We start from the raw sequence: 19952 nt of genomic DNA on the forward strand, positions 1-19952 counted from the left end.
GTGCCCACGCGGCACGACGCCAACATGACGCGGGCGCGCGCGTGGGCTCGGGGCGCCCACCCTACTAATCCACTCATCAGGCTGCGAGTTTTTGCTCGCGTCGGCTGCGCGGGAAACTCAGTTCATAACGTAAACCCGCCCCCGGTGCGCTCTCCACGCGCACGCTGCCGCCCAGCGGCCCCGTCACCAGGTTGTACAGGATGTGCGCGCCCAGGCCGCTGCCGCCGTTGCCGCGCTTGGTCGTAAAGAAGGGGTCGAACAGTTTGGCGAGGGTGTCGCCGTCCATGCCGGCGCCGTCGTCGGCGTAGGACAGCGAGACCGTCTCGTTGGCGAGCGCGGCCCGGATCGTGATCACGCCCTGCTGCTCGCGTTCGAAGCCGTGCACCAGCGAGTTCACTACCATGTTGGTGACGATCTGCGACACCGCACCCGGATAGCTTTCCAGTACCAGGTCGGCGGGGCACTCGACCTCGACCTTCACCGGCCGCCCTTTCAGCTTCGGCTGCAAGGACAGCAGCACTTCGTTCAGGTAGCTGCGCAGATTAAAGCTGCGCATGTCGTCCGAGGACTGATCCACCGCCACCTGTTTAAAACTGCGCACCAGGCTGGCCGCGCGCTGGGTGTTGGTGGTCATGATGCGCAGCGACTGGTCGACGATGTCGAAGAAGGAGTCCAGGCTGTCCTCGGTCATCTCGCCGGCCGCTAGCTCGGCGCGCGTCAGGCGCAATTCCTCGACCAGGTGGCTGGTCGCCGTGACGCAGATGCCGAGCGGGGTGTTGATCTCGTGGGCCACGCCGGCCACCAGTTCGCCCAGCGATGCGAGCTTTTCCTGGCGCACCAGCTCGCCTTGCGCCTGCTGTAATTGCGTCAGCGCCGTGTTCAGTGCGGCATTCTGCTCTTCCAGTAATTCCTTGGTCTGGCGCAGGCGGCGGTCGGCCTGCATGCGCGCCAGGGCCACGGCCACGTGGCTGGCCATGAAGGCAAGCAGATCCAGATCAGCCTTGGTGTAGACCACGGCCGGATCGTAGCTCTGCACCACCAGCACGCCATAGGGCTTGTCGTGCACCAGCATCGGCGCGCCCATCCAGCTGGCGATCCCGGCGTGGCCGTAAGCCTCCTGCACCTGGCCGCTCGCGACCAGGCGGGCAAAGCTGCCGGCGTCGTGGAGCTGCGCCTGTTTCGAAGCGAGCACGTACGACACCATGCCGCGGCCGTAAGGAAAACGTTCCACCGGCGGGGCGGCATCGTGCCGGTCGACGAAATACGGTACGCTGACTTCGTTCGTGTCCGGGTGATACAAAGCGATCAAGAAATTTTCCGCAACCATCAGTTCGCCGATGATGCGGTGCAGGGTGCTGGTCAGGGCCGCCTTGTCGGCCGCGCTCGCGGACAGGCTGGCGATCTGGTACAGCCCGTGCTGCACCTGCTCGGCGCGGCGCCGTTCGGCCACCTCGTGCGCCAGGCGCGCGGTGCGCTCCTGCACGGCGCGTTCGAGCCGATCCATGCTCTGCAGGCTTTGCAGGGCCACCGAGACGTGGTTCGCGATCACGCCGAACAAGGCCTGGTCCTCCGCGCTGTAGGTGTGTTCGGGGGTATAGCTCTGGATCACGATCGCGCCCAGCGGCAGCTGCTGCTGGTCGAGCAGCGGGCAGCCCATCCAGTGCTCGGCCGCGCTGCCGGCGCCGAAGTCGGAACCTTCCTCCGCGCGCGCCTGGAAATCGGCGGCCGTGACCACCAGGGTCTGGCGGTTCAGGATGACCCAGGCCGTGGGCGACTCGTCGGGGGACGCGAGCGCGACAGGCTGGTTGAGGGGCGGGCCTTCGTCGGATTCGTCGACGAAGTAGACAAAGCGTACGGTGCCGCCGTCGCGGTCGGACAGTGCCACGTAGAAGTTGGCCGCATACATGATGCGGCCCAGCGCGCGGTGCACGCCGCGGATGAATTCGGTGATGTCGCTGCAGCTGGTCGAGGTCTGCCCGATTTCGAGCAACATCGACTGCACCGCTTCCAGCCGGTCAAGACGTTCCATGACTTCCCTTGAAATTAATTCCCAAGGGAAATATTAGCAGCGTGCGCCGTGTAACGCACGCGCTGCGGAGGAAACTGTGGCGTGGCAGTCTCGCAGGGCTGGACAGGCACCCCGCTCGCGTCATCGTCAGCCGCGCGGCGCCTTGAATTCGTTCTCGATCCAGGCTGTCGCCGTGCTCGGCGAGAGCTTGAAGCTGGCCGGCACGCGCACCTGCGCCACCTGCTCGCTCATCCCGTCGGTCGCGGTCAGGATTGCATACGGATCGTCGTCGTCCGGCTTGATGTCGAGCGTGACCTTCAGCTCGCCGGTGGCCTCGGTCCAGACATAGATGCTTTTGTGCAGGATCGCGTGCAGGTGCTGCTCGTGGCGGCGGATGACTTCCGAAGCCGTCTTGATCAGCGTGTTGAAGGCGTTGACGTCGAGCGGCTTGGGATTTTTTTTGTCGCGGCCCATTGTCCAGGGGCCAACCAGCGCCGGCTCCGGCTCGCCATCCTTGTACATGGCGACGGCCCAGCCCTCGTCATCCTCGTTCTTGATCACGCGTGCAGTCCAGCCATTGCCTTGCCACAGGCGCGGCTCTTGCACCGGCGCATCGTCGTCGCCCGATTCCAGGTCGGTGTCGTGGTCGTTCATCGCTCGCTGCTTCCTTCTGAAAGGCTATCGCCCAAAGGTAAGATTTTACGGGAATAGCGGTCGCGATACGATAGCAAAGCTATAAGAACACACGAATGATTGCAGGGTAAACCTGGTCGCGGCCGGGGCGCTAGATGCGCATGCCAGGCAGGCTGGGCCGGCGCACCGGCGGTGGCGGCGGCGTGCGGAAGGGATCGATGATCCGCTCCTTTGGCGCTTCGCGATTGAAGGGATTGATGATGATGGGCGGGATGGTAGGCGGCGCCGATGGCGGCCCCTTCGTCCCTCCACCCGCCAGGCGGCGCGCTGGCGTCGTGCGATGCACCTTCATCGTTGAACTGACGACATGCATGGGAACCCTCCTACAACAGAGCAGGCTGTCAGTATAGGCGGCGACGTGCGCTTTGCAAGGTCGAAAAGCGCGGCCTTCGTCGGCCCCAGCTGCGCTCCGGCCCGTCAAACACGCCGCTCATCGCAGACGGATGGCGCACGGCGAGGTGCATGCCTAGAGTAAAGCCATCGACAACGCCTTTTCATCCACCTGCGAGAGACCACCATGAAAAAGATCGCCCCCTACCTCATCCTCTTCCTGTGCGCCCTGCTGCTCTGGGATGTGCTGTTCACCTTCGGCGACGCCAGCTTCCATATCGACGGCGAGGAATTCGACGGCCCGCTCGGCGCCATGTTCGGCATCCTGCTGGCAGGCGGCGGCACCCTGATCGGGCTGCTGGTCACGCTGGTGGTGGGGGTGGTGCTGGCGGTGGTGTTCGCCGGAGTCGGCGTCGTCATCATCGGCGCCCTGGCGATCGCCGGCGTCGCAGTGCTGTGCGCGATCGTGCCCTTCCTGCTGCCGCTGCTGCTGCCGCTGGCCGTGATCTGGTACCTGGTCAGCCGTTCGCGGCGCAACCGGGTGGTGCACAAGCCGGCCGTCTAGAACAGTAGGGTGGAGTCCCGACTCCACGCGGCTTTCTGCTCGAGCCTAACAAAACCGGTGGAGTCAGGACTCCACACTACGTCGCTGTTAGCCTTTCTCCGCCGCGAATTGCGCATAGCCCCGCGCGCGCAGTTCGCAGGCCGGGCAGGTGCCGCAGCCATAGCCCCAGTCATGGCGCGCGCCGCGTTCGCCCAGGTAGCAGGTGTGGGTCTCGAAACGCACCAGGTCGACCAGCGCCGTGCCGCCGGCCTGCTCGGCCAGTTGCCAGGTCTGTTTCTTGTCGATCCACATCAGCGGCGTCTCGACTTTCAAGCGCGTCGCCATGCCCAGGTTCAGCGCCACTTGCAGCGCCTTCATCGTGTCGTCGCGGCAATCCGGATAGCCGGAGAAATCGGTCTCGCACATGCCGCCCACCAGCACCGTCAGGCCGCGCCGGTAAGCCACCGTCGCCGCCACCGTCATGAACAGCAGGTTACGGCCGGGTACGAAGGTGTTCGGCAAGCCATTTGCCTGCATTTCGATGGCGACATTGCTGGTCAGCGCGGTATCGGAAATGCGCGAGATCAGCGACAGGTCGATCATGTGGTCTTCGCCCAGGCGCGCATCCCATTCCGGCGACAGCGCGCGCATCTTCTCGAGCACGGTCGGACGCACGCTCAGCTCGATCGCATGGCGCTGGCCATAGTCGAAACCGATGGTTTCCACCCGTTCATAACGCTGCAGCGCCCAGGCCAGGCAGGTGGTCGAATCCTGTCCTCCACTGAAGAGAACGAGAGCGGTGTCGGGAGCGTGCATGTGTGGTTTTCCGGGAAGTTAAACGTTCGCCATCATTTTTGCAATTCCGCTAAGATTCGCTCAGCTTTTACACTGACACGGAGAGACATGGTTCTCGCGACATCCAACCGAACCGCAAAGGCGGGGCCAAGGCAATCACGGATTTTGGCACAAATCATGCTCTCCGTGTATGGGTTGCTGGCCGCCCAGGCTGCGCATGCGCAGGCCGCGCCTGCGCCGGCGGCCAACGAACCGGCGCCCGCCATACCGGCGCCGGCCACGAAGGCGGTTAACTACACCGTGCGCATCGACGCGCCGGGGAAACTCGACGATCTGCTCGAGGATAACCTCGACCTGCTGCGCTGGCGCGGCAACCCGCGCGTCGACCTCGAACAGCTGCAGCGCCTGGTGAAGGCGGTGCCGGAAGAAGCGAAAACCTTGGTCGCCACCGAAGGCTATTATTCGCCCAAGATTTCCGCCGGCCTCGACAACAGCGGCGGCACCCCGGTCGCGCGCATCGTCGTCGACCCGGGTCAGCCGGTGCTGGTGAGCGACCTCGACCTCGTGCTGCAGGGCTTTGTGCCCTTCGAGCAGGGCGGCGCGCCCTACGACGCCGGCGCGCTGCGCAACCGCTGGTCGCTGCCGGTCGGCGCCCGCTTCCGCCAGGCCGACTGGGAAGCGGCCAAGCGCGATTTACTGCGCGAAGTGATGCAGTCGCGTTTCCCGCGCGCCCAGCTGGTCGAAACCAGCGCCACCGTCGACCCGGAAGCCTATAAAGCGTCCCTGCGCGTGGTGATCGACAGCGGCCCGGAGATGCGCTTCGGCGAATTGCGCATCCGCGGCCTGAAGCGTTATCCGCGCGAGGTCATCACCAACCTGAATAAAATCAAGCCGGGCGACATGTATACCGAAGCCGCCCTGCAAGCCCTGCAGGCGCGCCTGCAGGAAACCGGTTATTTCGCCACCGTCGAGGTCAGCGCCGACATGCGCGCCGTGCTCAACGCCGAGATCCAGGAATTGAAAGACGACGACACCGGCGCCGCGCCCGCCCCGGCCGAGCAGGACGCCGCCACCGGCCCCGACGCCGTGCCGGGCGCCGCCACGACCGGCGTCAAGCCGCCCACCGTCCCCGGCCCGACAGTGCTGCCGGTGCTGGTACGCGTCACCGAAAACAAGCAGAAGAACATCGAGGTCGGTCTCGGCTTCTCGACCAATACGGGCGGGCGCGCGTCCCTCAGCTACGACGACCTGAACGTGTTCGGCAAGCGCATGAAGAGCGACCTGATCTACGAGCAGAAGCACCAGCTGGCCCGGGCCGACTTCTACTGGCCGACCACGCCGAACGGCTACAACGACAGCATCGGCGGCGGCTTCGAGCGCACCGACCTGCGCGGCGAAATCACGACGACGGCCAGCGTCACCGGACGCCGCGCCTGGGGCACGCCGGAACTCGAACGCAGCATCAGCCTGGAGGCGCTGGCCGAACGGCGCCAGGTCGAAGGCATTGACACCGCCTACAGCAAGAGCATCCCGCTGACCTACAGCGTCACCCGCCGCAAGCTCGACAACCTGCTCTCGCCGACGCGCGGCTACGCGCTCAACTGGCAGCTGGGCATTGCGCCGCTGCCGCTGTTCACGGACGAAAAATTCATTCGCGGCTATGCGCGCGGCGTGTACTACCGGCCGATGGGCGACAGCGGCACCCTGATCCTGAAGGGCGAAGCCGGCGCCGTCGTCTCGAAGGACAAGACCGGCGTGCCGAGCACCTTCCTGTTCCGCGCCGGCGGCGACCAGTCGGTGCGCGGCTACGGCTACCAGCAGCTGGGCGTGCGCGAAGGCGCAGCCATCGTCGGCGCGCGCTACCTGCTCACCGGCGGCGCCGAATACCAGTACTGGTTCCGTCCGCCCTGGGGCGCCGCCGTCTTCGTCGACGCCGGCAATGCCGCCGACAAGGTCGGCGACCTGAAGCCCGAATTCGGCTACGGCGTCGGCGCGCGCTGGCGCAGCCCGGTCGGCCCGATCAACGTCGACGTCGCCTACGGCCAGGCGGTGCGCAAGGTGCGCCTGCACTTCTCACTTGGATTCACGTTCTGATGGACGACCACACTCCCTCCCCCAATACGTCGGCGCAGACGCCTGCGCCGCCACCCCGCGTGCGGCGCTGGCCGCGCCGCGTCGCCATCGGCCTGGCCGTCACCGGCGTCGTCGTCGGCGGCGCGCTCTGGTACCTGGGCCGCGAAACGACGCTGCAGATGATCGCGGAACGCGCCGCGCGCGCGACCGACGGCAAGCTGACCATGACCGGTGTACGCGGCTCGATCTACGGCGCCATGCACATCGACCGCATCGTCTGGCGCACCGAGACCCAGCTCGCCACCGTCACCAACATCGACCTCGAATGGTCGCCGCGCCAGCTGCTCTCGAAAGGCATCGAGATCAACAAGCTGCACGCGGCCGACCTGCGCATGGAAACCCTGAAGGAAACCGACGAGCCGACCACGATGCCGTCCTCGCTCGCGCCACCCTTCAAGATCGCGCTCGACGACGCGCGCCTGGCGAAAGCGACCTTCGTGAACAAGGGCGCCAGCACCGAAATCAGCAACGTGCGCATGCGCCTGCTGGGCGACAAGGTGCAGTGGCAGCTGCGCGATGCGGCAGCGACCACGCCCTGGGGCCAGCTCGCGGCCGACGGCCAGATCGGCGCCCAGAAACCGTTCAAACTGGCGGCGAACGCCAGCCTGTCGCAGGGGAAGGTCGGCCCAGGTGCGACGGTAAGCAGCACTGCGGCCGCGCTCAAACTGCGCGCCGGCGGCGACCTGAATCTGACCACCCTCGATGCCACCGGCAATGCCGGCCGCGCCGACGGTTCGGCGCGCATCACCCTGTCACCCTTCGCCGAGATCCCGCTGCGCACGATGGATCTGAACGCCCGCAACATCGACCCCGGCTTCTTCAACCCCTCGCTGCCGACAGCCGACCTGACCCTGACCATCGCGGCCAAGCTGGACGACGCGCGCGCCATTTCCGGTAATGTGAATCTGGTCAACGACGGCCCGGCCGGCACCATCGACCAGCAGCGCCTGCCGCTGCGCGCCTTCCGCGGCCAACTCGGCGGCAACCTGGACGAAATGCGCATCAGCGAGGTGCTGCTCGACTTCGGCGCCGCCGGCCGCTTCACGGGCAGCGGCAGCGTGCAGCGCGGCGGCGACAAGGACAACATCAAGGAGAAAAGCGACGAGGGCCTGGGCACCGCCAACTTCACCCTGCATACCGACAGCTTCGATCTGAAAGGCATCCACGGCAGCATGAAGCCGACCAGGATCGCCGGCGACATCGCGGTAGCCAATGTCGGCAAGGTGCAGACGCTCGACGTGCGCCTGGTCGAGCGCGGCCTGCGCCTGACGGCCAAGGCCAAGCTCGAAGACAACGTGGTCGACGTGCAGGATGCGCGCCTGGCCGCCGGCAATGGCACCGTGGTCGTCAACGGCAACATGAAGCTTGATGGCGACAAGGATTTCAAGGTGAGCGCCAACGCCAGCCGCTTCAACCCGGCAGCATTGGGCGACTATCCGCAGGCCGACATCAACGCCCTCGTCAACGCCAGCGGCGCCCTCGCCCCGGCCTGGCGCGTCAACACCGATTTCGCCCTGCGCCCGAGCCGCCTGTTCGACCAGCCGCTGTCCGGCAAGGGCAAGCTGGCGGCCGACGCCAAGCACGTCAGCGGCGTCGACGCCAGCCTGGCGCTGGGCCAGAACACGGTCAACCTGAGCGGCGCCTTCGGTGCGCCGGGCGAGCGCCTGGCCTGGCGCGTCGAAGGGCGCAACCTGGCGACCTTGCGCTCCGACCTGTATGGCGCGGTCAATGCCAACGGCGTCGTCACCGGCACCATGGCCAATCCACGCACGACCTTTGTCGCCGACGCCAACGGCCTCGGTTGGGTCGCGGCCCAGCGCAAGGCGAATACCAGCAACCTGCACGTCAGCGGCGAAGCCTGGCTCGCGGGCGGCGAAGGCGCCCGTTTCGTCGAGGCCAAGGGCAGCGGCAACATGGCGCGCTTCAACCCGGCCGCTTTCGGCAGCCCGCTTCCGGGTTCGATCAACGGCGCCTTCGACGCCAGCGGCCGCTCCGGCGCCGACTGGCGCGGCGCGCTCAATCTGAAACTCGAGGATTCGACGCTGGCGAAATCGCCGCTCTGGGGCCATGCGCGCCTGGCGGCCGACAAACGCCACGTGTCCGGCGCGGACGTCGACCTGCATGTCGGCGCGAACGTCATTGCCGCCAAAGGCAGCTTCGGCGCCGGCGGCGACCGCCTCGACTGGCGCGTCGACGCGCCGCAACTGGCAGCGCTCGGCCCCGACTTCGGCGGCGCCCTGCGCGGCGCGGGCAGCGTCAGCGGCACGATGGACACGCCGTCGCTGAGCGCGAACCTGGAAGGGCAGAACCTGCGCCTGCTCGGCGCCCATAACCTGAAATCCCTGCGCGCCAGCGCCAACCTGGGGTCGGGCCGGGGCGGCGCCGACCCGCTGGTGGCCGACATCCAGGTCATCGAGTACGCCAGCGGCGAAACGCGCATTGCCGCGGCCAGCCTGCAAAGCAGCGGCACGCGCGCCTCGCACACGCTGCGCGCGGCGGCGCGCGGCGACGACTTCGACGCGTCCACCGAAGTGCGCGGCGGCTGGAGCGGCAACGCCTGGGCCGGCACCCTGGCCGCCCTGCAGAACAAGGGCCGCTACGCCATGACCCTGGCCCAGCCGGTACCGCTGCGCATCGGCGTCGCGCCCGGCGCCGGCGTTACCGGCCTGGCGAAACCGGAGTCGCTCGCCTTCAACGGCGCCCTGATCCGCCTGCCCGCGGGCACCGTCAAGATCGATACGCTGACCAAGACCGGCCCGCGCTGGAACAGCCGCGGCGCCGCCGCAGGCGTGCCGCTGAACTATCTCGGCCAGTTCTCGGAAGCGCTGCGCGAGAACGTGCAGGGCAACCTGACCCTCGGCGCCGACTGGGCGCTGGATCTGCGCACGGCCACGGCCACCGGCGGCGCCCCTGCCCTGGCCGGCAGCGTGCACGTGTTCCGCGAAGGCGGCGACGCCCTGGTCGGTGCCGGCACGCCGGTGGCGCTCGGCCTGCGCACGTTTGATGTGCGCGCCGACGTGCAGGGCAGTTCGCTGCGCACCCAGCTCGCCATCGACGGCGCGCGCACCGGCACGGCGCGCGTGGACGGCACCGTGCAGATGATCGGCGGACGCGTCAACCGCGACAGCCCGCTGCGCATGACGGCCAATGCCGACATGGCCTCGATCGCCTGGCTGGCGCCCTTCGCCGGCCAGCGCGACCTGGAACTGGACGGCAGCCTGAAGCTCGCGCTGACGGGTGCCGGCACCATCGGCACACCCTCGCTGAACGGCAACGTGAATGGCGACGCGCTGGTGGTGCGCTGGCCGGAACAAGGCGTGCGCCTGCAGAACGGCCAGCTGCGCGCCCAGCTCGCGGGCGACCGCCTGGTGCTGCAGCGCCTGTACCTGCAGGGTGGCTCGGGCAATGCCACTGCCGACGGTTCGATCCGCTTCGGCGCGGGCGACCCGTCCATGCAGCTGAACCTGGTGGCCGACAAACTGGAAGCGCTGTCGCGTCCGGATCGTACCGTGATCGTCTCGGGCAATGCCGCGCTGGTGCGCGATGCGACCCGCTTCTCGCTCGAAGGCCGCGTCAAGGCCGACCGCGCGTTGATCGAGTTCGCGCCGCAGGGCCGGCCGACGATCTCCGACGACGTGATCGTGCTCGGCCGCGGCAAGCCCATGCCGCCGCAAAAGAAGCAGGCGGAGGTGCCCTTGACGGTCGACCTGCGCGCCGACCTGGGCGACAACTTCCACCTGCGCGGCCTCGGCATCGACGCCATGCTGGAAGGCAGTGCCCGCGTGCGCATGACGGGCGGCGGCGCGCCGCGCGTAAACGGCACCATCCGCGTCGCCAGCGGCAATTACGCGGCCTATGGCCAGAAGCTGGCGATCGACCGCGGCGTGATCACCTTCAGCGGCCCCTACGACAACCCGACGCTCGACGTGCTGGCCGTGCGCAAGCAGCCCGAGGGCACGCAGCTGAGCGAGACGAATGTCGAAGCCGGCGTGCAGGTGCGCGGCACGGCGCGCTCGCCGCAGGCCAAGCTGGTCTCGACGCCGAACGTACCCGACAGCGAAAAACTGTCCTGGCTGGTGCTGGGCCACGGCATGGAGGGCACGAGCGGCAACGAGAAGGATGTGCTGAGCGCTGCGGCCGGCGCCCTCTTGGGCGGCAAGGGCGGCACCGGCGGCATCCAGTCCAAACTGGCGAACTCGCTGGGCGTGGACGAACTGGGCATCGGCCAGGGCCGCAACGGCGAAGCCGAGGGCCTGGCCAACACCGTGGTCACGATCGGCAAGCGCATCTCGTCGCGCGCCTACATCAGCTTCGAGCAGGGCGCGAGCACGGCCTCCAGCCTGGTGCGCCTGCGCTATAAACTGACGCCGAAGTTCACGCTGCAGTTCCAGGCGGGGACGAACACGGCGCTCGACGTCTTATATGCCTGGGCCTTCGACTAAAAACAGACCCAGCAAATAATCGGGGTTCCAATGGAACCCCGATTCGTTTAATGCAGGCTGGGTTTCGGATCCGGCACGGGATCCTCGTTCTGCGGCGTATGCACCGGCGCATGGTGCGGATGCGGCGCGTCGAAGGGTTCCGGCAGCGGCTCGTCGGCCGGCACGGGATCGGGTGCGCGGTGCAAGTGCACCGGCATGGGGATGGCTGCGAACATGGGTGAGGTCTCCTGAAAGCGGTGTTGTCACCTTACCATGCCGCGCGCGGGTTCGACGCCCGGTTACAATGCCCGCTTCGACTCAACCAGTACCAACCGGATATCTGCCGCCCCGATGACCATCACCACGCTCGCCCTGCTCCTGTTGACGCCGATCCTCGTCTGGCGCATCTATACGCGCCTGAAAACGCAGATGGAGCGCCAGCGCTCGATCCTGTCGCGCCATTACACGGGCGTGCTGGTGTTCGCCGGGATGATCCTGGTGTCGCTGTCGGAAGTGCTGGTGCGCCCATACGCGCTGGGCGCGCTTGCGGCCGGCACCGCGCTGGGCGTGTTCTGGGGCGTGTTCGCGCTCAAGCGCACGGTGTACGAGGACACCGAGCTCGGCTACTTCTTCACGCCGCCGATGCGCCTCGGGATCGTGATGGCCATGGTGCTGGTCGCGCGCGTGCTCTACCTCGGGGTCGAGATCTACGCCAGCCAGCAAGGCAGCGGCCTGGCGGCGCCGAAGTTCACCGACAGCCCGCTGACCATGCTGTGCGTGGGGCTGACGGCGGGTTACTTCGCTGCGTATTCCGTGGGCCTGCTGCTGTGGCGCAGGAAGCTGCGGCAAGCGATCGAGAAGGCGTAATCTCCGCTCACATGTCCGCGTGGGCACGGGGCGCCTACCCTACAAGACCAAGATGGCCGGTCAGCATCGTAGGGGTGGGCGATGCCAATGGCATCGCTCACGGTTTCACCGGGCGCTCCGTGCCCACCAAACGCACGAACCAAATAAAAAAGGGGCCCTTCCGGGCCCCTTTGCTTTACGCGGCTTTCGCCTCTTCCTTCCGGCGCTGCAGCACGAAGATCGGCTGCGCCCACTGCGTGTCCTTCTTCTTCTTGCTCGTGATGAGCGTCAGTTCCGAAGGGTCGTAGACGTCGGTGTTGTGCGTCAGCGGTGTCGTCATCAGGTACTGGGCGTCGGTGTTTTTCAGGAACTCGCCGACCAGCTGGATGTTGCGGATGTCCAGGTGGGCAAACGGTTCGTCGATGAAGACGAAGCCGCCGGAGCCCTCTTCCGACTTCAGCAGACCGATCAAGAGCACCAGCGACTTCATCACCTGCTGGCCGCCCGAGGCTTCGCCGTCGTTCATGCCGATCTGATCCTTGCCGTCGAATTTGAAACGCACATGCAGGCCGGCCTGCGCCAGCTGCACGTCGTCGTTCTCGAGGCGCACCGGGTCGGCCTGGACGTCGATGCCGGCCAGCTCGCCCAAGTCCTTGATGTTCTTCGAATAGGTCTTGATCGTGTAGCGCAGGCGCTCGATGTAGGCGCCGCGCGCGTTGCTCGTCGCTTCGATCGCGCGGTTGTTCTGGTAGCGGCGCTCCTCGGTCTCGACCTGGCGGCCGGAGAGCTGGTCGTTCAGGCGCGCGTACTGGTCGATCACGGTGGCGTCGAGCTCCCAGTCGTCGCGCGCCAGGGCGTGTTCGAGCGAAGAGATGCGCAGGTTGACCTGGTGCGCGTTCTGGTGCTGCGACACCAGGGCTGCGCGCCGCGCCGCACGCTTCCACGCGGCCGGGATGTTCTTCCAGCCGCGGCGCAGCGCCAGCAAGGCCTTGGCGTGTTCGTCGCGCTGCTCGATCTGGCGGCGGTGGTTCAGGCGCAGGCCCGCTTCCGCTTCCGACAGCGCCATGCGCGCGTTCTGCCAGACGGTATCGGCGCGGGTGCGCGCGACCGTCGCGTTCTTGGTCAGGGTCTGCAATTCGCCCAGGCGCGCGCCGACTTCCAGGCGCTCCGCCTTGATCGGCGCGATGCTGCGCGCCGCTTCCTCGAACTCGGCCTGGCGTGCCGCCAGTTCCTTGGCCGCATCGACGCCGGCGATGCGCGCTTTCAGGGCGCCGACTTCGGCGGCGAGCTTGCTGATGGTGAGGGTCAGCGCGTCTTCCTTCGCTTCCAGCGCGGGTAGCGACTTCTGGATTGCCTCCAGACGCTGGGTTTTACCCGCGGCGCCGAAGCGGTAGCGCGAGGGTTCGACGAACAGCGAGCGGCCGCCGCGGCGTTCGCGGTGGTAGGCGTCCGGCGTGATCCATTCCTCGGTGCCCGATTTGAAACCGGCATCGACCGAATCGACGCGGTCGATGCGCGCCAGCTGGTCGATCAGCCAGGACGGCGCCGGCGCCGAGAAGTGCACCACCGACAGCAGGCTGTCGTCCTTCATCTTCGGCGCTTCGATGCAGTCGGGGACGATGAAGTGGCGATAGCGCTCCTTCTCCGCCAGGCGGTAGGCCGCCGGCGCATCCTTGGCGCGCTCCAGCAGCACCACCGAGGCGTAACCGCCGAGCACACCCTCCACTGCCCCCTGCCATTTCGGATCGGTCACTTCGACGATGTCCGACAGCATTGCGTGCGGAATGCCTTCGTCGCGCAGGGCGCGCCGCATCAATCTCTGGGCCTCGGGTTCCGGCATCGCGCTCTTGCCCTGCAGCGCGGAGATGGTCGCCATCTCGGCCGCGATCTTCGCACCCAGGGCTTCGCGCGCGGCCTTCTGGCGCGCCAGTTCCGCTTCCTTTTCTTCCAGTTGCGAAGCCACTTCCGCCATGTCGGCGCCGGCTTCCGCCGCCAGCTTTTGCAGGCGCTCCTTTTGCTCGACCAGGTTTTCCAGCGGTTTGATGCGGCTGTTGATCTGGGTGAGGCGGCTTGCCAGCACGGTGCCTTCCTGCTCGAGCAGGGTTTCCTGCTGCTGGGCTTCGGTCAGCGCGCGCTGGTGCGCGGCCAGGGCCTGGCGCTTCTCCGTCAGGATGCTGTCGACCTGGGCCAAGGGTTTGCGTTGCTCATGCAGCGCGCGGCTGATGTTGGCCGCTTTTTCGCGCGCCTCGTGGTATTCCAGGGTCGGCAGCACTTCTTCCTTGAGGTCGCGCCGTTCCTTGTGCAGGTCTTCCCACTGATGGTAATTGGCCACGCGCAGGCGCAGGCCTTCGAGGTTGATGCGCGAGGTCTCCAGTTCGGCCTCGAAGCGCTTCAACTCCGTCTCGGTGTCGCGCTGGTGGCGCTTGGCTTCGTCGTAGGCATCCAGCACCTCCTTGTCGCCGAAGACCTGGAACACCAGGTCGAGCAGCTGGCGCGGCGCGTATTCGCACAGTTTATCGGTCTCGCCCTGCTCCAGGGCCAGCACCTTCGACATCGCCGGCGACAAGCCTGCCGAGGCCAGGCGCTTGCGATAGTTCTCGACGCCGAGCCAGTCGGTCGCTTCGGTCACTTCCTCGATGTCGACATTCCCCGGACGCATCAGGTACTGGCGCTTCCAGTCGCCGCCGTTCTTCTGCACCTGGCAGAACAGCGTCACTTCGTCGTCGCTGAAGAAGCCGGAATGGCGGAACGGCCGGTTCGACAGCTGGCGGCCGACCGCCTTGTTGTCGACCACGGCGCGGATCCAGGCGCTTTGCTGGCCCGAGTGGCGCGCATAGTGTTTATAGGTACGCCCCATCGAGCAGTCGAGGCCGAACAGGGTGCGCAGCGCGTCGAGCAGCGTGGTCTTGCCGGAGCCGTTCTGGCCGGCGATGGTGATGATCTTGGCGTCGAGCGGGATGTTCTTGATGCGCTGCCAGTAATCCCAGTGCACCAGCTCGAGTGATTTAATGTGGAACATAGTGTCTCAGTTCGGAGATTCGGTGGTATCGGCGGGCTCGGCTTCGCTTGCGGCTTCATTTGCCGCGTCGTTGGCGGCGTCGACCTTGCGCGGCACGGCGGCCAGCGGCGCGCGCTTGAACACGTCGGACAGGGCGCCGTTGATGATGCGCTCCTTGAGCACGTCGGTGTCCATCATGAGGTCGAGCAGCGGGCCTTCCAGGATCACGTCGCCGCGGCGCTCGATGAAGCCGAGCTTCGAGAGCTGGCCCAGGTTCATGTCCATGCGCGTCTTCTTGCCCAGCTTGTCGCCGAAGTCCGACAGCAGCGCCGTGTAGGAGATGCCGATCGAAGTGTCTTCCGCGCGCGGGATCGGGCTGTCTTTGTCGAACAGGTCGTTCTGGTCGTCGACCACCGTGGTGTGGGTTTCCTGGCGCTCGCGCTTGGGCAGGATGATCTGCGCCCACAGCACGACCAGCAGCGCCACGCCGTCGCGCGTCAGGCCGAAATTATTGTTCTGCCAGATGTCCTTGGCGCCGAAGATCTTCGGCTCGACATTGCGGTGCAGGGCGATCGTCACGTGATCGGCATAGACGTTGTCGAGCAATTTGAGACCGCATTCCAGCAGGCGCTTGTCGACCTCGATGCGGAACTGTTCGTCCGACAGCGCGCGCTTGACCATCTTGTCGTCGCGGCGCAGGGTCTGGTGCGTCAGCAGACGCGCGATCAGGATTTGGGAGTCGTCATTCATGTTCCGGGCCCGGCTCTGTATTCAATGAAAGGGTTGCAAACGACATGGCCGCCACTTCGGGATCGTCCAACTGCACCAGCTCGTCGGTCGGCTCGAAGCGGATCGGCAGGCGCGCCAGTTCGGCGGTGGCGCCTTGCAGGCTGGCCTCGGCGGCGTCGCCCAGCAGCGGCAGCAGCGAGGCGCGATACGAGGCCACGGCGAAACCGGCCGGCAGCAGGGATTCGTGCAGCTGCACCTTCTTCGGCCCGGATTCCGAAAATTCGGGGAAGTTGCCGAGGTTGGCGAAATCGGCCAGCTTGTTGATCCAGTCGTCGAGTTCGGCCTGCATGGCCGGGTTGTCGTTGATGGTGAGGGGTGCGTCCTCGCCGCTCGGCAGGCCTTTCGGCCCGGCGACGATGGTACGTTCCGTCAGGAGTTCGGTCTCGGCCACGTCGATCATCTCGGCCGGCGTGCCGAACAGCGGCACCACCGGGCGGTCGATCGCATCTGCCGCCAGGCTGGCCAGATCCTCGTGCGCCAGCAGCCAGCGTTTGACGTCGGTGGTCGACAGGCCGGACTGGCCCAGGTGCACGCGTTGTCTCTCGATCTGGTTCAGGGCGCGCGAGAACATGCCCTGCATGTTGAGCAAGGCGCTTTGCGCGCGGCCGATCGCCTGGGCTGCTTTATGGGTCGCCGAGTCGGCGTTCGGATCGAGGGTGATGGCGCGCAGGATGACCGAGCCCTTCTCGACCCAATCGCAGGCCATGTGCCACTTTGCCTGCGAATTGCGCAGCTTGAATTCGGAACCGGAGGCGATCGCGTCGCGGAATTCTTCGGTCAGCTCGATCAGGCGCCCCAGCAGATGGCGCAGCTGTTCGACGGTCACGCCGCCGACCGCCTGGGCGCCGGCCACCTGCGACAGCAGGAAGCCCATCTCGGCATCGTCCTCTTCCGGCTTTGCCAGCGCAATCAAGGTATCCAGCGCGGACAGCACGTTGCGCGCGAGCGGCGTGATGCGGTAGACGGCCGAGGGTGCGTCCCAGGCCAGCAGGCCATGGGTGCGCAGGCGGTTCAGCACCGTCTCCAGGCTTTCCGGGATCAGGTAGGCGAGCTTGGTGTTGATGTCGGCGCGCGAAAACGCCGAGCTGCCGGTGTCGGCCGCCAGTTCGCGCAGCACCAGCAGGCGCACCAGGACGCCGTCCTGGCTGCCGTGGAACAGCGCCGTGAACGCGGACAGCATCGGCTGCGCGCGCTTGAGGTGGAAGACCTGCTCGATTTCGTCCGGGGCGATACCGTGCTGGAAATGGGCGGCGAGCGGATCGGGCTCGTCCTGCGTCAATCCATGGGGTTCCGCGGCAAGGGCCGCGCCTGCCTGTATGTCGATCATGTGGGATACCAGTTTTGCGAGCGCGGAATGAGGCGGCGTGTTGTCAGCCGTGTTTCCGCGGGGGGAGCAGTATAACAGTTAAGAACCGGCAACTAGGAGAGGAAAGCGGGAGCGTTGGCAGGAATGACACAAGCTTGGGCAAGGCCGCGTATTGACGCGTGGACGGGAAAACCCGTCCACCCTACGGCTTGCCGTGGCGTGGACGGCTCCGCCCTCCACGCGTCCATCACCAATTATTTCTTGGTGATCTTGGTCACCGTCTGCTCGATGGTCTCGCGTTCGTCGTCGCGAAAACGCAGTTTGACCGGATACCACTCCTGCCCCGGCGCCAGCCAGATGTCGACGCCCTCGCTCTTGCCCTCCGCGCGCGGCTCGCGCGTCACCAGCACGGTATCGAGTTCGCCCATTGCGGTCTGGATCTTCTCTCGCTTGACGACCTTGAACGTCCAGGGCTCGGCGTCGCGGCGGCCGGCGACGACGAAACTCCATTCGCTGCCCGGCTTGAACTTCGCCTCGCCGGCGGCGCGCGCCACCGAGGCCAGTTGCCAGGTGACCGAGGCGCGGTCCTGCTCGCCGCCCTTCAAGGCGCTCGGTTCCTTGGCGTCGGTGAAGGAGATCGATTTCGCATCGCGGTTGAAGGCGGTGGTGGTGGCATCCTTGCGGTAGCGCTTTTCGTAGAATTCGGCAGGGGCCAGGCCGTAGCTGTCGACGGTGCCGTGGCTGCGGTATTCGGTCAGCTTGCCGACCAGGGGCACGCGCGCCTCCACGTTCACCTCGTATTTGCCGTCCTCGCTGCGCCAGGCGATCAGCGCTTCGCCCTTCAGGCCGAAACCGCGCTGCTGGGCGTTCAGTTCATAGGCCAGGTCGGCCGACGGCGGCAGCTCGACCGCGCGCTTGGCCGGTGCCGCGGCCTGGGCGCCGGCGCCCAGCGCCAGCAGGGCCGCCAACAGAGCGCCCTTCAGAAGATTGCTTCGCATTATCATTTTCCTGTATCGGTAAGGGCTATATTATTCACGGTTTGCGTGGTCACTGCACCGTTGGCTTCCGTATTACGAATCTGCACTGGATACCAGCCCCGGCCTGGGGCCAGCCAGACGTCCAGGCGCGAGCGGTAGGAGCCCTCTTTCGGCGGGCGCGACAGGTGCACGGTCTGCAGCTTGCCGAGTTTGGTGTCGAGCTCTTCCTGACCGACGACGACGAAGCGGAACACGACGGCGTCGCGGTCTTCGCCGACCTGGATGTCGATGTCGCCGGCGAGCTGGTTCGGGTCGCCGCGTGCGATTGCCGCCAGCTGCAGCGGCACGCTGGCCTTGTCCTGCGCGCCGGCGACCAGGGGCACCGTCTTTTGCGAGCCCGAGAAGGTGATTTTATTGTGCCCCCAGTCGAAGTGCGTCGCCGTCAATGCGCGCCCGCGCCGCTTTTCCGTCATCTTGACCGGGGCGAAGCCGGTGGCGCCGAGCGCGCCTTCGCTGGTCAGCACGGCCAGGTTCACGCGCGTGAAGACGATGCGGATGCCGGCTTCGAATTCAATGCGGTAGCTGTCGTCGCGGAAGATCCAGGCCAATTGGGCTTCGCCGCTCCAGCGGGTGCCGTCGGCGTCGACCCGGGCCACGTCCATCGTGATGGTGGCCGGCGGCGGCACGTCGACCTTGTAGCGGCGCGCTTCGGGCACCGGTGGCGGTACCGGCGGCGCGGCTTCGGCCGGTGCGGGCGGCGGTTCGGCCGCAGCCACGGTGGCCGGCGCCGGCGCAGTGTTCTCGCCTGTTCCACCGCCGCCTGGTTCGACGGGCGGCCCGACGGCTTCCTCGCTCAGCACGGGCGCACTGTCCGGAGCCAGTTCCGGCAAGGGCAGCGGCGGCAGGGGCGCCGGCTTCGGCAGGGGCAGCGGTTCCGGCTCCGGCACGGCCGGCCGCGCCGGTTCCGGCAGCACCTGCGCCTGCACGAAGTCCATGCCGTTCGAGGCCGGCAGGCGCGGCAACGCGACCGTCCCGGCGATGAAGGAAAACAGCGCGGCGTGCAGGAGGACGATCAGGGCGCCGAGCAGCACGGCGCGGCGCGGCCGGAAGATGGTGGAAACGATACCCATGCCCGCTAGTGTACCCGCCCACGTGCACGCTTGCCGCTCGGCCGTCCGTGACGCCGATTGATACCCGTGTTATTTATCTGCTACGCTAAGAGCGTCTAACAAAACCCCCATGGCTGCGTTGCATCGTCTCGCCGTACTTGCGTACTGTCTTCAACGATGCGCCTTGCCCTGGGGGTTCTGTTAGACGCTCTACGTACATGCTCTAGAACGACAACCTAACGGAGACTTCCATGCTCAAACCACCCTCGCAGAATGTCCCCGGCATGACGGATACGCTCGAATTCGTGAAGAACCTGTGGGGCGGCATGGGCGTGCCCGGCATGGCCGCGATGAATACGGGCGGCCTCGGCAAGCCCGCGCTCTCGACAGACGAGCTCGACAAGCGCATCACCGACCTGAAGGCCGTGGAAAGCTGGCTGAACCTGAACCTGTCGATGCTGCGCACCTCGATCCAGGCGCTGGAAGTGCAGCGCGGCACCCTGGCCGCCCTGAAATCGATGAGCGACAGCATGGCCCAGGCCATGGGCCAGCAGGGCGAACACACGTCTTCGCTGCCGCCCTTCTCCGCCTTCTTCAATGCCGCCGGCACCCAGGAGGCGGGCACCGCGCCGCCGCCCGGCACCTCCCAGCCCGGCCCCGACGGTACCGGTGCCGGCGCCGGTGCCGGCGCGGCGGCCGCCGTCGCCTGGTGGAACCTGTTGCAGGATCAGTTCCGGCAAGCGGTCGCCAGCGCCATGCCGGCCGAAGGCGGCGCCACCGACAAGCCGCAAGAGGGCGCCGTCCCCGATCCGGCCGGGCGCGCGACGACCGGCGGCGATGTCGGTGGCACGCCTGGCACTTCCTCGCAGAAACCTTCCCGAACAAAATCCGACAAAGCTTGATGCGGGCGCAAAGAAGCTGCGTGTTTGCGCCCATGTGTTGATTTGACGGGCATCACACCCGCCCCTGCCGTGCTGAACTTGAGAACGCGGCCGGGGTATCC

At 66.8% G+C, this 19952-nt stretch carries 15 protein-coding genes; 5 read left to right on the forward strand and 10 right to left on the reverse strand.

What is annotated here, in order from left to right:
* Positions 1-76: 76 nt before the first annotated feature.
* The 3 genes from ASF77_RS22250 to ASF77_RS22260 all read right to left on the reverse strand — a co-directional run bounded on the left by ASF77_RS22250 (position 77) and on the right by ASF77_RS22260 (position 3014).
* Positions 77-2029, reverse strand: coding sequence for a GAF domain-containing protein (locus tag ASF77_RS22250; protein ID WP_056345002.1), 1953 nt, complete (start codon positions 2027-2029; stop codon positions 77-79).
* Between the two features lie 126 nt (positions 2030-2155).
* Positions 2156-2662, reverse strand: coding sequence for a hypothetical protein (locus ASF77_RS22255; RefSeq protein ID WP_056345005.1), 507 nt, complete (start codon positions 2660-2662; stop codon positions 2156-2158).
* Positions 2663-2792: 130 nt separating this feature from the next.
* On the reverse strand, positions 2793-3014 hold the full coding sequence (locus ASF77_RS22260) for a hypothetical protein (RefSeq protein ID WP_156648991.1): 222 nt from the start codon (positions 3012-3014) through the stop codon (positions 2793-2795).
* 204 nt (positions 3015-3218) lie between these two features.
* On the opposite strand from ASF77_RS22260, the gene ASF77_RS22265 reads away from it, so the two are divergent.
* A complete protein-coding gene (locus ASF77_RS22265; RefSeq protein ID WP_056345011.1) occupies positions 3219-3596 on the forward strand; it encodes a hypothetical protein in 378 nt (125 codons plus the stop codon).
* An 87-nt stretch (positions 3597-3683) separates the two neighbouring features.
* On the opposite strand, the gene queC is transcribed toward ASF77_RS22265, so the two are convergent.
* Positions 3684-4391, reverse strand: a complete 708-nt coding sequence (gene queC, locus ASF77_RS22270) for a 7-cyano-7-deazaguanine synthase QueC (RefSeq protein ID WP_056345014.1) — start codon at positions 4389-4391, stop codon at positions 3684-3686.
* 156 nt (positions 4392-4547) lie between these two features.
* On the opposite strand from queC, the gene ASF77_RS22275 reads away from it, so the two are divergent.
* Together ASF77_RS22275 and ASF77_RS22280 are read left to right on the forward strand one after the other, a co-directional pair.
* Positions 4548-6464, forward strand: coding sequence for an autotransporter assembly complex family protein (locus ASF77_RS22275; RefSeq protein ID WP_082494008.1), 1917 nt, complete (start codon positions 4548-4550; stop codon positions 6462-6464).
* On the forward strand, positions 6464-10945 hold the full coding sequence (locus ASF77_RS22280; RefSeq protein ID WP_056345017.1) for a translocation/assembly module TamB domain-containing protein: 4482 nt from the start codon (positions 6464-6466) through the stop codon (positions 10943-10945). Before ASF77_RS22275 ends, ASF77_RS22280 begins: the two co-directional genes overlap by 1 nt.
* Positions 10946-10992: 47 nt before the next feature.
* Here the strand turns inward: ASF77_RS22280 and ASF77_RS24750 are convergent, their stop codons facing one another.
* On the reverse strand, positions 10993-11160 hold the full coding sequence (locus ASF77_RS24750) for a hypothetical protein (protein ID WP_200934226.1): 168 nt from the start codon (positions 11158-11160) through the stop codon (positions 10993-10995).
* Positions 11161-11275: 115 nt separating this feature from the next.
* On the opposite strand from ASF77_RS24750, the gene ASF77_RS22285 reads away from it, so the two are divergent.
* Positions 11276-11791: a hypothetical protein gene (locus ASF77_RS22285; RefSeq protein WP_056345020.1), complete on the forward strand. Its 516-nt coding sequence runs from the start codon at positions 11276-11278 to the stop codon at positions 11789-11791.
* 175 nt (positions 11792-11966) lie between these two features.
* On the opposite strand, the gene ASF77_RS22290 is transcribed toward ASF77_RS22285, so the two are convergent.
* The 5 genes from ASF77_RS22290 to ASF77_RS22310 form a co-directional block, all read right to left on the reverse strand.
* Positions 11967-14789, reverse strand: a complete 2823-nt coding sequence (locus ASF77_RS22290) for an ATP-binding protein (RefSeq protein ID WP_056345023.1) — start codon at positions 14787-14789, stop codon at positions 11967-11969.
* 6 nt (positions 14790-14795) lie between these two features.
* Positions 14796-15518, reverse strand: coding sequence for a hypothetical protein (locus tag ASF77_RS22295; protein ID WP_056345027.1), 723 nt, complete (start codon positions 15516-15518; stop codon positions 14796-14798).
* A complete protein-coding gene (locus ASF77_RS22300; protein ID WP_056345028.1) occupies positions 15511-16884 on the reverse strand; it encodes a hypothetical protein in 1374 nt (457 codons plus the stop codon). Before ASF77_RS22300 ends, ASF77_RS22295 begins: the two co-directional genes overlap by 8 nt.
* A 233-nt stretch (positions 16885-17117) precedes the next feature.
* Entirely contained in the window at positions 17118-17861 is a 744-nt protein-coding gene (locus tag ASF77_RS22305) for a DUF3108 domain-containing protein (protein ID WP_056345029.1), read from the reverse strand.
* A gap of 2 nt (positions 17862-17863) precedes the next feature.
* Positions 17864-18970, reverse strand: coding sequence for a DUF3108 domain-containing protein (locus tag ASF77_RS22310; RefSeq protein ID WP_056345032.1), 1107 nt, complete (start codon positions 18968-18970; stop codon positions 17864-17866).
* Positions 18971-19200: 230 nt separating this feature from the next.
* On the opposite strand from ASF77_RS22310, the gene ASF77_RS22315 reads away from it, so the two are divergent.
* Complete coding sequence (locus tag ASF77_RS22315; protein WP_056345035.1) at positions 19201-19851, forward strand: PhaM family polyhydroxyalkanoate granule multifunctional regulatory protein; 651 nt, start codon at positions 19201-19203, stop codon at positions 19849-19851.
* Positions 19852-19952 lie beyond the last annotated feature (101 nt).

The sequence above is a fragment of the Massilia sp. Leaf139 genome, from assembly GCF_001424165.1.
GTDB lineage: Bacteria > Pseudomonadota > Gammaproteobacteria > Burkholderiales > Burkholderiaceae_D > Telluria.